We start from the raw sequence: 12,968 nt of genomic DNA, 5'->3' as shown, positions 1-12,968 counted from the left end.
CTGGCTTGCCAGCGAAAGCGTTCTCAACCCCTGCACCAAACCCCTTGCCCGCTCAACCGTTGCCGATCATGGGCGCGGCTGAAGTCCTGCTGCGGCCCCTTTGGCACAATCCCGGTCGGATTGATGGTGCTATGGCTGGCGTAGTAGTGCCCCTTGATATGGGCAAAATCCACCGTCTCGGCAATCCCCGGCCACTGGTACAACTCCCGCAGCCAGTTCGACAGGTTGGGATAATCGGCAATCCGCCGCAGGTTGCACTTGAAGTGGCCGTAGTACACCGCATCGAAGCGGATCAGCGTGGTGAACAGCCGCACATCGGCTTCGGTCAGGTACTCGCCGATCAAGTAGCGCTGTTTACCCAGCAACGCTTCCAAAGCGTCCAGCTCGGCAAAGACATCATCGAACGCCGTCTCATAGGCCTGTTGTGAAGTGGCAAACCCGGCGCGGTACACGCCATTGTTCAGCGCAGGGTAGATGCGTGCGTTGAGTTCATCGATGCGTGCGCGCAATGGCTGCGGATAAAAATCCAGGTCATTGCCGGTCAGGCCGTCAAAGGCGCTGTTGAACATGCGGATGATCTCCGCCGACTCGTTGCTGACGATGCGCTGTTGCTGCTTGTCCCACAGCACCGGCACGGTGACGCGGCCGGTGTAGTCGGCGCTGTCGGCGGTATAACGCTGGTGCATGAAATCAAAGTGATCCAGCGCATCACCGCTGGAGCCGAAGGCGCTGTCGAAGGTCCAGCCGTGCTCGCGCATCAGCCAACTGACCACCGAGACGTCGATCAGCTGTTCCAGGCCCTTGAGCTTGCGCAGGATCAGCGTGCGGTGGGCCCAGGGGCAGGCCAACGATACATAAAGGTGATAGCGCCCGGCCTCGGCGGCAAAGCCGCCTTCGCCGCTGGGTCCCGGACTGCCATCGGCGGTGACCCAGTGGCGGCGTTGCGCCTGTTCCCGTTGGAAGGCGCCGTCCTTGCCGCTTTCGTACCACTGGTCATGCCAGCGCCCATCGATCAGCAGTCCCATTGAATGCTCCTCAGCTATTTCGCGTTGGAGTGCAGTCTATGCCGCTGGGTTCGAACAAAAAGCGCAAAGCATGGGCGGTTTTGATCGATTAAATCGATCTGTCCCGGGCATCCCAATACTGCTGGGCCAGCGCGAAGGCCTGCTCCCGCGGCGTGCCCAAACCGCGCAAGGCCAGGGCCATGGTCGCCAGCAGGGCCAGTTGCGGGTAGCTGTCCTCAACATCACCGCGCCACAGCGCCAGGAGGTGCTCGGGTTCCAGGCTGGCCGGCTTCACATGGCGTTGTGCCGACAATGCCGGCCATTCCTCGTCCCAGCTGACGCCACCGGTGCTGCCGTACAGATGGCTGGTGGTGTCCGGGTTGATCTCGATCTCGCCGCCGTCACCCTTGATCACGATGACGTTGTCCCCCAGCAGGCCGCTGGCATCGCGGTGCACCGCCTGATAGCCGGGGTGGAAGATGCTCTGCAGGCCGCAACGGGCGCCCAGGGGATTGAGAATGCGCGCCAGGGAGTGGATCGGTGAGCGCAGGCCGAGGATGTTGCGCAAATCGATCATCCGTTGCAGCTGGGGCGCCCAGTCGCCTAGTGGCATGAAGGCCAGGTTGCCCTGGTCCAGTGCCTGGCTGACCGATGACCAGTCACGGCACAGGGGAATCCCCAGGGGCTCCAGCAACTGTTCGGTGTACAGGCGCCCGACGGTATGGGCGCCGCCGCCGTGCAGCAGGATGCGCACGCCGTTCTGCGCCAGGCACTTGGCCGCCAGCAGGTACCAGGGCAGGTGGCGCTTCTTGCCGGCGTAGGTCGGCCAGTCGAGGTCCAGGGCAATGGCCGGGGTGTTGAGGCGTTCGCGCAAGGCCTCGGTGAAGCCCGCCAGCTCTTCCGGGCTTTCTTCCTTGTGCCGCAGCAGCATGAGGAAGGCGCCCAGCTGAGTGTCCTCGACCTTGCCGTCCAGCAGCATGCCCATGGCTTCCCGGGCTTCTTCGCGGGTCAGGTTGCGCGCGCCGCGCTTGCCTTTGCCAAGGATGCGCACGAACTGGGCGAACGGGTGCTCTTGCGGGGTCTGGGTGAGCAGGGGGGCGAAATCGTTCATAGGCAATTGGTCGGCTTCGGCAGGCCCGCCAGCTTGGCGGCAAGTTTGGCGGGAGTGCCTTTGAACAGACGGTTCAGGTGCAGGCTGTTGCCCTTGTCCGGGCCCAGCTTGAGGGCGGTGTACTTGATCAGCGGGCGGGTGGCCGGCGACAACTGGAACTCTTTATAGAAGCCCTGCAGCAGTTCGAGGATTTCCCAGTGTTCCGCGCTCAGTTCCAGCTCTTCGTTGGCGGCCAGGGCTTGGGCCACGTCGGCGGACCAGTCGTCGAGATTGACCAGGTAACCGTCCTTGTCCAGTTCGATGGCGCGAGCGCCCACAGTCAGGGTACTCATAGCCAGGTGTTGACCTTGTCATGCTCAATCGACAGCTCGACGAAGCCCGGGTAATCCACCGCACGGGCCCAGGTCGGCAGCTCCAGGCCCCGGGCTTGCAAGTCCTCTTCCAGCACATACAGCTTCAAGCCGCTGCGGGCGCCCAGTTCGCCGTAAAGAGTGGTGCCCGGCTGCAGGGCATAGGCGGCATCGCCGCACAGCAGCAGGCCATCGGCGCTGCCCAGCAGACGCAGGCAACTGCTCAGGCGGGTGTCGGTGAAGGGCGAGTGGGACAACACGTGCAAGGTCGACATCAGAGGGTAATCACCTGGTCAAAACGGTCGATGATCCCGGCCAGTTCCGGGGCGTTGAGCAGCTGTACCGCGTCAAGGCTCAAGGTTGCCGGGTCCAGACCACGAGCAGCGAGGCTGGCGCTGCAGGCAAACAGTTCGTCGACGCCGAACAGCGACAACGCCTGCAGGTTGGCGCTCAGGTCTTTCTGGCGCAGCAGCGACGCCTGTTGCCCCGGCGCCAGTTGCAGCACGCCATCGTCGAGAAACAGCAGGCCGATCGGCAGGTCGAAGGCGCCGCCGGCCAGGACGATATCCAGGGCCTCGCGGGCCCCAGGGCCGGACCAGGGCGCCTGACGGCTGATCAACAACAGAGATTTGGCCATCTCACGCCCCTCCAAAACAGATCAGGCGGTCGGCGGCCTGTACCGCGTCATGCAATTGCCCGAGCCCCGACAGCTCCCACGGCGCCTCGACGCTCACCGCCGTGCGCTGATAGCGCTGGGCTTCGTCAGTATTCAACACACCGCGGCGCAGGGCGGCGGCGATGCACACCACGCCATCGAGCTGATGCTGCTCGATAAATTCGCGCCATTCCCGGGGTAGGTCCTGTTCGTCCTGGGGCGTGACGATGCTGTTGGCGGCGTTGTAGACGCCGTCCTGGTAGAAAAACAGCCGGACAATCTCATGCCCGCCTGCCAGCGCCGCCTGGGCGAACAGCAGGGCGCGGCGCGAGGACGGCGCGTGAGCGGCGGAGAACAGGGCGATGGCGAACTTCATGACGGACTCGATGGATAAAACTGCGGCCATGATAAAGCTTTCTCCTTGGATCGGCTAAACCCCTTTCGCCCCGAAGGCTCTGGCTCCGGGAGCCCAGGACATATCGGGTAAAGCTTTGCCCGGGCCCTGAAGCAGCAACCAGGGATAGACTCGCGCCTTCAATCAACCTGGGACAAGGAGCAAGGGATGATGGATTTGAATTCGGCGGTGGTGGTGGTCACCGGTGCCGGTCGTGGTTTGGGCGCGGCACTGGCCATCAGTCTGGCGGACCTGGGCTGCAAGCTGATTCTCTGTGGGCGCAATGCCGAGGCCCTGGCGCAGGTGAGTGCGGCCATCGAGACGCGCACCGGCCAGGCTGCCGATTGCGTGGTGGTGGATCTGGCCAGCAGCGACAGCGTCAAGGCGGCCCTGGCGGAGATTCATGTGCGCCAGCCCCAGGTGGACATTCTGATCAATAACGGCGCCATGTGGTTGGAGGCCAGCGAGCAGCCCCACAGCGCGGCCGAAGTCACCGGAGTGATCGATGCGGCCCTGACGGGCACCTTCCTCCTGACCCAGGGCCTGATGCCGGCGCTCAAGGCCTCCACGCGTCCGGACATCGTCACCATCGGCTCCATCAGCGGCTTGCCCAATGCACCCCTGCACAGCGTGTCGCTGCCGTTCTACGCGGCCAAGCACGGGCAACTGGCCCTGGCCGACGGTCTGCGCCAGGTGCTCAAGGGCACGCCGGTGCGCTCGCTGTGTGTGCATCCGCCGTATCTGGAGGACATTTCGCCGCTGGACCCGGCCTGGCAGCAGGTTCCGGCACGACAGAAGGGCGAGCAGGGCACCAACCGCGACGTGGTGGAAGCGGTGGTCTTCGCCCTGACCCGGCCGCGGCACATCAGCCTGTCATCGATCGTCATCGATACCGACAGCGGCGGTCTGTTCGACTGATGGAAGTACAGGTCAGCGGGTCTTGTAGCCCAGTTGCCAGCGGCGCGGAATCTTCAATGACGCCACCCCTAGCAACGCTGCAAACAACCCGCTGACATACAGCGCCTTGAGCCCCAGGTGTTGTTCCAGCAGGGCACCCAGCACCGCTCCGGCGAACATCCCGCTCCAAGGCACCAGTTGCACTCGCCAGCCGTTGCGCCGATCACCGAGCATCCAACGCCCCAGCCCACGGCCAAAGCGCGACAGGGCCCCGGTGACATAGGTCAGGCCAATGGGCAGGCCGTTCACTTCCTCCACTGCCGCATTGAGCATGCCCATGGCGATAATGGCCGCCAGCAGGGCCGGCAGTTGCTGCTCGAAGGGCCAGGCAGCGGACGCGCAGAGCAATGCGCCGATGCTCAGCAGCAAGGGCAGGGCGCGGTGCCCGGCCAGGCGGCTGACCACCACGCCCAGGGCGTTACCGACGATAAAGGTCGCCACCAATAGCAGCAGGCGCAGCACCAGGCCCAGCTCGCCATCGCTGATGGCCACCGCCATGCGCGTGGTGTTGCCGCTCATGAAAGACACGAAATCGCCAGTGGCCATGAAGCCGATGGCGTCGGTCATGCCAGCCAGCACCGAAAGGCAAGCCACCAGCCCGAGGCCGACCCGCCCACGCCATTTCTGCGTGTGCTGCAGGGCGGCGCTGGCCGATTGGGTGGAAGTCGAAGGCAACATCGTCGGTTCTCCTGAACAGGGACTACGGGGGACGCGTGCGGGTCAAGGTTGTGGATCGAGAGGATGCAGGGCGCAGTATTCATCCCACGGCATGCCGGCCATTTCCGCCACTTCCCTGTGCACTTCAAGGCGCTGGGCGTGGAATTCCTCGGGGCTGGCGGCGGTCAGTTGCAGGCTCAACTCCCAGGCGAACAGCCCCAGGCGCTCGGCTTCGGCTTCAAAGGCTTCATGCAGGCGTTCGTTGCGGTACTGCTCGGGCGTCTCGCCCTTGACCTGGGCCTCCAGCGGATTGAGCTTGTCCAGGGCTTCGCGCAGTTCGGGGCGGGCGGCGAGAAATCTTTCCAAGGCTATTTCGTGGTGCAGGGCATCGGCGGGCATCGGGGCTCCTTGAGGGGAACGGGCAGTCTTCAGGCATCAAGCCCGGGACAGGGGATGTGCTGGCATTTCACTGCGTATCTGCTGCAGATCCTTGTGCGGGATCACGTAGGTGCGGGCGAGCATATCGCCTATTCGCTGGCAGCGGCTTGATTCCGCACAGGCCATCAGCGGGACAAAGGCGAACGCGGCCTCCAGATGGCGGGTGGCGCTTCTGATCAGTACCTGGATCAGCGTCGGCGGCGTCCCGGCGGCGTTGATCACCACCAGGCCCAGGGCGCACTTGCCGGGCGTGCGGCCCTTGAAGAAATACTCCCAGGCCACGAAGTACAAGGGCCAGACCAGCATGAACAGCATTGAGTGCAGGTAGGGCTCCAGCCCCGTCTGTTGCTCGAGGTCGAGCAAGCGTCTGACCGGCTGCAACGCCAGCACCCCGTGCAGGCTCAGCGACAGGAGCACATACACCGCCAGCGCCAGCACCTGGTCGAGCATGAAGGCGGCGGCGCGGCGCAGGATTAGTTGGGTTCTTGAGACTTCCATGGTCGATTCCAGAGTTTTTTCCATCACATCGGGCGCAGTGTAATCCCCGCAGGGCGGGGTGTAGCAGTGGTTTTGACGGGGGCCTACTGCACCCGCACCGAGTCAGCTGACCACGGGCTGTTCGCGACCGATCTCGCTGCGCAACTGGGCAATCAGGTGCAGGCAGTGGGTGAGCCCCGGCGACGGCTCGCCGACCCGGCGGCTGAGGATGATCGGCGAGGTGGCCTCGGGTTCCTGCAGCGGGCAGAAACCGATGTCGTCGCGATGCAGCACCTGCACCGAGGCCGGCACCAGGGTGATGCCGATGCCGGCGCCCACCAGGCCGATGGCGGTCTGCAATTCGTTGGTCCACTGGGCGATCTTCAGGTTCAGGCCGCGGGCACTGAACAGCGCGATCACATGGTCGGCGTAGCTCGGGCGCGGGTTGGCCGGATACAGCACAAAGGGCTCGTTGGCCAGTTGCTCAAGGCTCACCTCTTGTCCCAGCAAGGGATGGCCGGCGGGCAGGGCGACCACCAGCCGATCCTCGGTCAGCACCCTCTGCACGATGGCCGGGTCGTCGATATGGATCCGCCCGAAGCCGATGTCGATGCGTCCCGCCTTCAAGGCTTCCACCTGTTGCAGGGTGGTCATTTCCGACAATCCCAGTTCCAGCTCCAGGGTTTCGTTGCTGCGCAGGCGGCGGATCAGTTGCGGCAGCACGCCGTACAGGGTCGAGGGGGCAAAACCGATGCCCAGCCAGGTCTTGTGCCCCAGGCCAATGCGCCGGGTGTTGTCGCAGACCTTGCCCAACTGCTCCAGTACCCGGTTGGAATGCTCATAGAAAAACCGCCCGGCGGCGGTCAGGCGCAGCGGTCGGCTGCGTTCCAGCAACAGCACCCCCAACTCGTCCTCCAACTGCTGGATCTGCCGGCTCAAAGGCGGTTGGGCGATGTGCAGGCGTTCGGCGGCGCGGGTGAAATTGAGGGTTTCCCCCAGCACCTGGAAGTAGCGCAGATGACGCAATTCCATGACAGCTCCCCTGTAGAGACATACATACCTTTAAGGTATCAAGCCAGACCAATTCTATATTGGAACCCCGGAAAAAGCCGGTACAGAATCGAGCGCAGAACTTCAAGAACCTCACGGGTATGGACATGCACGCTTCTGCCATTGAATCGATCGAAACGATCATCGTCGATCTGCCGACCATTCGCCCCCACAAGCTGGCCATGCACACCATGCAGAACCAGACCCTGGTGCTGATCCGCCTGCGCTGCGCCGACGGCATCGAAGGCCTGGGGGAATCCACCACCATCGGCGGCCTGGCCTATGGCAACGAAAGCCCGGACAGCATCAAGACCAACATCGACCGCTTCTTCACCCCGCTGCTGATCTGCCAGGACGCTAGCAACATCAACGCCGCCATGCTGCGCCTGGAGCAGAGCATCCGCGGCAACACCTTCGCCAAGTCCGGCATCGAAAGCGCCTTGCTCGACGCCCAGGGCAAGCGCCTCGGCCTGCCGGTCAGCGAACTGCTGGGCGGCCGCGTACGCGATGCGCTGCCGGTGGCCTGGACCCTGGCCAGCGGCGACACCGCCAAGGACATCGCCGAAGCCGAGAAGATGCTCGACCTGCGCCGCCACCGGATCTTCAAGCTGAAGATCGGCGCCGGTGAAGTGGACCGCGACCTGGCTCACGTGATCGCCATCAAGAAGGCCCTGGGCGATCGCGCCAGCGTGCGGGTCGACGTCAACCAGGCCTGGGACGAAGCCGTGGCCCTGCGCGCCTGCCGCATCCTCGGCGGCAACGGCATCGACCTGATTGAACAACCGATTTCCCGCAACAACCGCGCCGGCATGGTGCGCCTGAATGCCAGCAGCCCGGCGCCGATCATGGCCGACGAATCCATCGAATGCGTGGAAGACGCCTTCAACCTGGCCCGGGAAGGCGCGGCGTCGGTGTTCGCCCTGAAGATCGCCAAGAACGGCGGCCCCCGCGCCACCCTGCGCACCGCGGCGATTGCCGAGGCAGCGGGCATCGGCCTGTACGGCGGCACCATGCTCGAAGGCGGCATCGGCACCCTGGCCTCGGCCCACGCCTTCCTGACCTTGAACAAACTGAGCTGGGACACCGAGCTGTTCGGCCCGCTGCTGCTGACCGAGGACATCCTCGCCGAGGCGCCGGTGTACCGGGATTTCCACCTGCATGTCTCACGGGCACCGGGCCTTGGCCTGAGCCTGGACGAAGAGCGCCTGGCGTTCTTCCGTCGCGACAAAACCACCCCCGTGCTGCATCACACCTGAGGAGGGCTGCATGCTATTCCACGTGAAAATGACCGTGAACCTGCCGGTCGACATGAACCCCGAGCGCGCCGCGCAACTGAAAGCCGAGGAAAAGGCCCTGGCCCAGCGCCTGCAGGCCGAAGGCAAGTGGCGTCACCTGTGGCGCATCGCCGGGCTGTACGCCAACTACAGCGTGTTCGACGTCGACAGCGTGCAGGAACTGCACGACACCCTGATGCAATTGCCGCTGTACCCGTACATGGCCATCGAAGTTAACGCCCTGTGCAGGCATCCTTCGTCCATTCATGAGGATGACCGCTGAGTTCGCATCAGCCCGTTCACCACTCTAATAAATACAAGATGAGGATTAATCATGAACGTCAGAATTTCCCAGACTGCCAGCGCCCAACGCTTTCTTGAAGAAGCCAGCGGCCAGTTCACCGAAGGCGGCAACCCCCGGACCAAGGCCATCGTCTACCGCATCCTGCGGGACACCGTGAACATCATCGAAGACCTGAACGTCACCCCGGAAGAATTCTGGAAAGCCGTCAACTACCTCAACGTCCTCGGCGCCCGCCAGGAAGCCGGCCTGCTGGCCGCGGGCCTGGGCCTGGAGCACTACCTGGACCTGCTGATGGACGCCGCCGACGAACAGGCCGGCAAGACCGGCGGCACCCCGCGCACCATCGAAGGCCCGCTGTACGTGGCCGGCGCGCCCCTTAGCCAGGGTGAAGCGCGCCTGGACGACGGCCTCGATCCGGGCGTGGTGCTGTTCATGCAAGGGCAGGTGACCAACACCGCCGGCCAGCCCCTGGCCGGCGCCATCGTCGATGTCTGGCACGCCAACACCGGCGGCACCTATTCCTACTTCGACGGCAGCCAGTCGGAATTCAACCTGCGCCGGCGCATCGTCACCGACGCCGAGGGCCGCTACCGTTTTCGCAGCATCGTGCCGTCCGGCTACGGCTGCCCGCCGGAAGGCCCGACCCAGCAACTGCTGGACCAACTGGGCCGCCACGGCCAGCGCCCGGCGCACATCCACTTCTTCATCTCGGCCGATGACCATCGCCACCTGACCACCCAGATCAACCTGGACGGCGATCCGTACCTGCACGACGACTTCGCCTACGCCACCCGCGACGAACTGATCGCCAAGATCACCTTCAGCGAAGACCAGGTCCGGGCCAAGGAACTGGGCGTGAGTGGCCGCTTCGCGGAAATTCACTTCGACTTCACCCTGCAGTCTTCGGCCCAGCCGCAAGAGCAGCAGCGCCACGAACGGGTGCGTGCCCTGGAGGCCTGACCCCCAGCACGGCAAGACCGAGCCACGGACGCCTTGTGCGGCCCGTGGCTTTTGTCGTTGTCGGCCCGGGCTTTTTGACCTTGCGTGATTGCCTGCCTGCGCGGCCTGCCACCGCGCGGTGCAGCCCCAACAAGAACAATCAGAGTGACCCGATTATGCAAATGCATCTGTTGAGTGAACGCAGCCGCGTGTTTGTTCAAGCCGATCCCCATGCCGTGTCCGGTTACGTCAATCAGCACGTGGGCAGCCACTGCATCCGCCTGCCCCGGGCCGGCCAGCCCCAGGCCAGCCTGCAGCACCGGGCCCTGGCCAGCCTGGATTTGTGCAGCATCAGCTACGGCGGCAGCGTGCGCGTCACCTCGCCGGCGCTGGAAAGCATCTACCACCTGCAAGTGCTGCTGCGGGGTCACTGCCTGTGGCGCGGCCGTGGCCAGGAACACTACTTCACCCCGGGGGAACTGCTGCTGATCAACCCCGACGACCCGGTGGACCTGACCTATTCCGACGACTGCGAAAAATTCATCATCAAGATTCCCACCCGCCTGCTGGAAACTGCCTGCCAGGAACAGCGCTGGCAGTACCCGGGGCAGGGCGTGCGCTTTCTGCGCCAGCGCTATCAACTGCAGGAACTGGAAGGCTTCATCCCCTTGCTGAGCCTGCTATGCCAGGAAGCCGAAGCCCCGGAAAGCATGCCCAAGGTCCAGGAGCACTATGCGCACATCCTGGTGGGCAAACTGCTGGGGCTGATGCAGACCAACGTGCAGCGCGGTGCCTTGGGCGCCTCGGCGGCGACCTTCGAACGGATTGCCGACTACATCGAACGCAACCTCAAGCACGACATCGGCTGCGAAGAACTGGCGCAACAGGCGCGCATGAGCCTGCGCTCGCTGTACGCGCTGTTCGAACGCAATGCCCGCACCACGCCGAAGAACTACATCCGCCAGCAGAAACTGCAACGGGTGCACGCCTGCCTCAGCGACCCGTACAGCCCGGTGCGCAACGTCACCGAACTGGCCCTGGATTTCGGCTTCCTGCACCTTGGGCGTTTTGCCCAAAGCTACCGCCAGCAATATGGCGAACTGCCCTCCGACACCCTCAAGCGTCGCCACTGACCGGCCCGCCCCGCTATGGGCATTCGTTCCGACCTGTGCCTGGCGATCACCCGGCAGACCTTCGGCGTCCTTGGGATCCCTGCGTCTCCTGCGGAGCCGTTCGCAGCCTGCGGCAGCGGCTACACGCCCCTGTAGCCGCTGCCGAGCCTGCGAGGCTGCGAAAAGGTCCGCAGGACCTTGCCTGGCGATGGCCAGTCGAACCTCCTGCGGCCTTGAGATCCTTGCGTCCCTTCGGGCCGTTCGCAGCCTGCGGCAGCGGCTACAGAGCAATCTGCAGAAAACGGATACAGGTCTGCACGCATTGGCTATTGCCCGTTCCAAGCCCGCCCTAGCATGGCCCTGCCTGAATAAAAACAATGGAGGCGGCGGCCATGTCCCTGCGACCCGAATACCTGCATTCCCTGCTTGAAGAAGACCCCGACCAGGGCGTCTACCGCTGCAAGCGGGAGATGTTCACCGACCCCCGGCTGTTCGACCTGGAGATGCAGCACATCTTCGAAGGCAACTGGCTGTACCTGGCCCACGACAGCCAGATCCCCAATCCCAACGACTACTACAGCACCACCATGGGCCGGCAGCCGGTGTTCATCGCGCGCAACAAGAACGGTGAGCTCAACGCCTTCATCAACGCCTGCAGCCATCGCGGCGCCATGCTCTGCCGGCACAAGACCGGCAACAAGGCGTCCTTCACCTGCCCGTTCCACGGCTGGACCTTCAACAACACCGGCAAGCTGCTCAAGGTCAAGGACCCGGCCGCCGCCGGCTACCCGGCCAGCTTCAACTGCGAAGGCTCCCACGACCTGACCCGCGTCGCGCGCTTCGAGTCCTATCGCGGCTTTCTGTTCGGCAGCCTCAACCCCGACGTGTTGCCCCTGGTGGAGCACCTGGGGGAGTCGGCGAAGATCATCGACATGATCGTCGACCAGTCCGCCGACGGCCTGGAAGTGCTGCGCGGCTCCTCCAGCTACATCTACGAAGGCAACTGGAAGCTCACCGCCGAGAACGGCGCCGACGGCTACCACGTCAGCTCGGTGCACTGGAACTACGCCGCCACCCAGAACCAGCGCAAGCAGCGCGAGGCCGGGGAAGACATCCGCACCATGAGCGCCGGCACCTGGGCCAAGCAGGGCGGTGGCTTCTACTCCTTCGACAAGGGCCACATGCTGCTCTGGACCCGCTGGTCCAACCCCGAGGACCGCCCGTTGTACGAACGCCGCGACGAGCTGGCCCGGGACTTCGGCCAGGCCCGGGCCGACTGGATGATCGAGAACTCGCGCAACCTGTGCCTGTATCCCAACGTCTACCTGATGGACCAGTTCAGCTCGCAGATCCGCATCGCTCGGCCGATCTCCGTGGACCGCACCGAAATCACCATCTACTGCATTGCGCCCAAGGGCGAGAGCGACGAAGCCCGGGCCCGGCGCATCCGCCAGTACGAAGACTTCTTCAACGTCAGCGGCATGGCCACCCCGGACGACCTGGAGGAATTCCGCTCCTGCCAACTCGGCTACCAGGGCAGCACCACGGCTTGGAACGACATGTCCCGTGGCGCCGAGCATTGGGTCCAGGGCGCGGACGACGCAGCGAAAGAAATTGACCTGCAGCCGATCCTCAGCGGCGTGCGCACCGAGGATGAAGGCCTGTTCGTGATGCAGCACAAGTACTGGCAGCAGACCCTGCTCGCGGCCCTGGAGCGTGAAGCCTCACGGCAGATCGATGTGGAGGCCGTGCAATGAATATTTCCTACGATGCCGTGCGCGATTTCCTGTACCGCGAGGCCCGCTACCTGGACGACAAGGACTGGGACAGCTGGCTGGAGCTCTACGCTCCGGACGCGACCTTCTGGATGCCCTCCTGGGATGACAGCGACCAGTTGACCGAAGACCCGCAGCGGGAAATCTCGCTGATCTGGTACGGCAACCGCAGCGGCCTGGAAGACCGGGTGTTCCGCATCAAGACCGAGCGCTCCAGCGCCAGCATTCCCGACACCCGCACCTCCCACAACCTGAGCAATATCGAGCTGCTGGAGCACGGCGACGGCCAGTGCAAGCTGCGCTTCAACTGGCACACCCTGAGCTTTCGCTACAAGACCGTGGACAGCTACTTCGGCTGCAGCTTCTACACCCTGGATGTGCGCGGCGAAAACCCGCTGATCCTGGCCAAGAAAGTCATCCTGAAGAACGACTACGTTCGCCAGGTCGTCGATATCTACCACCTCTGAGGCG

The 12,968-nt window shown here is 64.2% G+C and carries 17 protein-coding genes; 7 read left to right on the top strand and 10 right to left on the bottom strand.

Going from position 1 to position 12,968, the window contains the following annotated elements; translation table 11 throughout:
- Positions 1–23 precede the first annotated feature (23 nt).
- The 6 genes from KHO49_RS19080 to tusD all read right to left on the bottom strand — a co-directional run bounded on the left by KHO49_RS19080 (position 24) and on the right by tusD (position 3,496).
- The gene (locus KHO49_RS19080) at positions 24–1,025 is read right to left on the bottom strand and encodes a glutathione S-transferase family protein (protein WP_213665644.1); all 1,002 of its coding nucleotides are present in this window, start codon (positions 1,023–1,025) and stop codon (positions 24–26) included.
- An 88-nt stretch (positions 1,026–1,113) separates the two neighbouring features.
- Complete coding sequence (locus KHO49_RS19075) at positions 1,114–2,115, bottom strand: glycosyl transferase family protein (protein ID WP_213665643.1); 1,002 nt, start codon at positions 2,113–2,115, stop codon at positions 1,114–1,116.
- Positions 2,112–2,447 (bottom strand): TusE/DsrC/DsvC family sulfur relay protein, encoded by a 336-nt coding sequence (locus KHO49_RS19070; RefSeq protein WP_016966956.1) that lies wholly within the window; start codon positions 2,445–2,447, stop codon positions 2,112–2,114. The genes KHO49_RS19075 and KHO49_RS19070 overlap by 4 nt, the downstream gene beginning before the upstream one ends.
- Complete coding sequence (gene tusB / locus KHO49_RS19065) at positions 2,444–2,740, bottom strand: sulfurtransferase complex subunit TusB (protein ID WP_115580489.1); 297 nt, start codon at positions 2,738–2,740, stop codon at positions 2,444–2,446. The genes KHO49_RS19070 and tusB overlap by 4 nt, the downstream gene beginning before the upstream one ends.
- Positions 2,740–3,102: a sulfurtransferase complex subunit TusC gene (gene tusC / locus KHO49_RS19060; RefSeq protein ID WP_102864741.1), complete on the bottom strand. Its 363-nt coding sequence runs from the start codon at positions 3,100–3,102 to the stop codon at positions 2,740–2,742. The genes tusB and tusC overlap by 1 nt, the downstream gene beginning before the upstream one ends.
- 1 nt (position 3,103) lies before the next feature.
- A complete protein-coding gene (gene tusD / locus KHO49_RS19055; RefSeq protein WP_213665985.1) occupies positions 3,104–3,496 on the bottom strand; it encodes a sulfurtransferase complex subunit TusD in 393 nt (130 codons plus the stop codon).
- A 186-nt stretch (positions 3,497–3,682) separates the two neighbouring features.
- Between tusD and KHO49_RS19050 the strand changes: the two genes are divergently transcribed.
- Positions 3,683–4,432: an SDR family oxidoreductase gene (locus tag KHO49_RS19050; RefSeq protein WP_213665642.1), complete on the top strand. Its 750-nt coding sequence runs from the start codon at positions 3,683–3,685 to the stop codon at positions 4,430–4,432.
- A gap of 12 nt (positions 4,433–4,444) precedes the next feature.
- Here KHO49_RS19050 and KHO49_RS19045 read toward each other — a convergent pair whose 3' ends face one another.
- The 4 genes from KHO49_RS19045 to KHO49_RS19030 form a co-directional block, all read right to left on the bottom strand.
- Positions 4,445–5,149 (bottom strand): YoaK family protein, encoded by a 705-nt coding sequence (locus tag KHO49_RS19045; protein WP_102881770.1) that lies wholly within the window; start codon positions 5,147–5,149, stop codon positions 4,445–4,447.
- Between the two features lie 42 nt (positions 5,150–5,191).
- A complete protein-coding gene (locus KHO49_RS19040) occupies positions 5,192–5,527 on the bottom strand; it encodes a DUF6388 family protein (protein WP_110596116.1) in 336 nt (111 codons plus the stop codon).
- 36 nt (positions 5,528–5,563) lie between these two features.
- Entirely contained in the window at positions 5,564–6,064 is a 501-nt protein-coding gene (locus KHO49_RS19035) for an RDD family protein (protein ID WP_102881768.1), read from the bottom strand.
- A 102-nt stretch (positions 6,065–6,166) separates the two neighbouring features.
- Positions 6,167–7,075 (bottom strand): LysR family transcriptional regulator, encoded by a 909-nt coding sequence (locus tag KHO49_RS19030; protein WP_102881767.1) that lies wholly within the window; start codon positions 7,073–7,075, stop codon positions 6,167–6,169.
- Between the two features lie 125 nt (positions 7,076–7,200).
- Here KHO49_RS19030 and KHO49_RS19025 point away from each other — a divergent pair, with 125 nt between their 5' ends.
- The 6 genes from KHO49_RS19025 (at position 7,201) to benB (ending at position 12,964) form a co-directional block, all read left to right on the top strand.
- Complete coding sequence (locus KHO49_RS19025; protein WP_213665641.1) at positions 7,201–8,349, top strand: muconate cycloisomerase family protein; 1,149 nt, start codon at positions 7,201–7,203, stop codon at positions 8,347–8,349.
- A gap of 10 nt (positions 8,350–8,359) precedes the next feature.
- Positions 8,360–8,650, top strand: a complete 291-nt coding sequence (gene catC / locus KHO49_RS19020) for a muconolactone Delta-isomerase (RefSeq protein WP_016966965.1) — start codon at positions 8,360–8,362, stop codon at positions 8,648–8,650.
- A gap of 51 nt (positions 8,651–8,701) precedes the next feature.
- Positions 8,702–9,631, top strand: coding sequence for a catechol 1,2-dioxygenase (gene catA / locus KHO49_RS19015; RefSeq protein ID WP_213665640.1), 930 nt, complete (start codon positions 8,702–8,704; stop codon positions 9,629–9,631).
- Positions 9,632–9,786: 155 nt separating this feature from the next.
- Entirely contained in the window at positions 9,787–10,743 is a 957-nt protein-coding gene (locus KHO49_RS19010; protein WP_213665639.1) for an AraC family transcriptional regulator, read from the top strand.
- Between the two features lie 371 nt (positions 10,744–11,114).
- Positions 11,115–12,479, top strand: coding sequence for a benzoate 1,2-dioxygenase large subunit (gene benA, locus KHO49_RS19005; protein WP_213665638.1), 1,365 nt, complete (start codon positions 11,115–11,117; stop codon positions 12,477–12,479).
- Complete coding sequence (gene benB, locus KHO49_RS19000; protein ID WP_213665637.1) at positions 12,476–12,964, top strand: benzoate 1,2-dioxygenase small subunit; 489 nt, start codon at positions 12,476–12,478, stop codon at positions 12,962–12,964. The genes benA and benB overlap by 4 nt, the downstream gene beginning before the upstream one ends.
- The last annotated feature ends 4 nt before the right edge of the window (positions 12,965–12,968 follow it).

It is taken from the genome of Pseudomonas sp. RC4D1 (assembly GCF_018390395.1).
GTDB lineage: Bacteria > Pseudomonadota > Gammaproteobacteria > Pseudomonadales > Pseudomonadaceae > Aquipseudomonas > Aquipseudomonas danubii.
Note: the sequence above shows the minus strand (reverse complement) of the source record. Positions and strands in the feature narration are given on the sequence as shown.

What these genes read in the sequence shown, in the direction of transcription:
- tusD (WP_213665985.1), bottom strand. Translation starts at nt 3,496, where the DNA reads ATGAAGTTCGCCATCGCCCTGTTCTCCGCCGCTCACGCGCCGTCCTCG.
- KHO49_RS19050 (WP_213665642.1), top strand. Translation starts at nt 3,683, where the DNA reads ATGATGGATTTGAATTCGGCGGTGGTGGTGGTCACCGGTGCCGGTCGT.
- KHO49_RS19075 (WP_213665643.1), bottom strand. Translation starts at nt 2,115, where the DNA reads ATGAACGATTTCGCCCCCCTGCTCACCCAGACCCCGCAAGAGCACCCG.
- tusB (WP_115580489.1), bottom strand. Translation starts at nt 2,740, where the DNA reads ATGTCGACCTTGCACGTGTTGTCCCACTCGCCCTTCACCGACACCCGC.
- KHO49_RS19030 (WP_102881767.1), bottom strand. Translation starts at nt 7,075, where the DNA reads ATGGAATTGCGTCATCTGCGCTACTTCCAGGTGCTGGGGGAAACCCTC.
- KHO49_RS19045 (WP_102881770.1), bottom strand. Translation starts at nt 5,149, where the DNA reads ATGTTGCCTTCGACTTCCACCCAATCGGCCAGCGCCGCCCTGCAGCAC.
- catA (WP_213665640.1), top strand. Translation starts at nt 8,702, where the DNA reads ATGAACGTCAGAATTTCCCAGACTGCCAGCGCCCAACGCTTTCTTGAA.
- KHO49_RS19080 (WP_213665644.1), bottom strand. Translation starts at nt 1,025, where the DNA reads ATGGGACTGCTGATCGATGGGCGCTGGCATGACCAGTGGTACGAAAGC.
- KHO49_RS19035 (WP_102881768.1), bottom strand. Translation starts at nt 6,064, where the DNA reads ATGGAAGTCTCAAGAACCCAACTAATCCTGCGCCGCGCCGCCGCCTTC.
- benB (WP_213665637.1), top strand. Translation starts at nt 12,476, where the DNA reads ATGAATATTTCCTACGATGCCGTGCGCGATTTCCTGTACCGCGAGGCC.
- KHO49_RS19010 (WP_213665639.1), top strand. Translation starts at nt 9,787, where the DNA reads ATGCAAATGCATCTGTTGAGTGAACGCAGCCGCGTGTTTGTTCAAGCC.
- KHO49_RS19070 (WP_016966956.1), bottom strand. Translation starts at nt 2,447, where the DNA reads ATGAGTACCCTGACTGTGGGCGCTCGCGCCATCGAACTGGACAAGGAC.
- catC (WP_016966965.1), top strand. Translation starts at nt 8,360, where the DNA reads ATGCTATTCCACGTGAAAATGACCGTGAACCTGCCGGTCGACATGAAC.
- tusC (WP_102864741.1), bottom strand. Translation starts at nt 3,102, where the DNA reads ATGGCCAAATCTCTGTTGTTGATCAGCCGTCAGGCGCCCTGGTCCGGC.
- benA (WP_213665638.1), top strand. Translation starts at nt 11,115, where the DNA reads ATGTCCCTGCGACCCGAATACCTGCATTCCCTGCTTGAAGAAGACCCC.
- KHO49_RS19025 (WP_213665641.1), top strand. Translation starts at nt 7,201, where the DNA reads ATGCACGCTTCTGCCATTGAATCGATCGAAACGATCATCGTCGATCTG.
- KHO49_RS19040 (WP_110596116.1), bottom strand. Translation starts at nt 5,527, where the DNA reads ATGCCCGCCGATGCCCTGCACCACGAAATAGCCTTGGAAAGATTTCTC.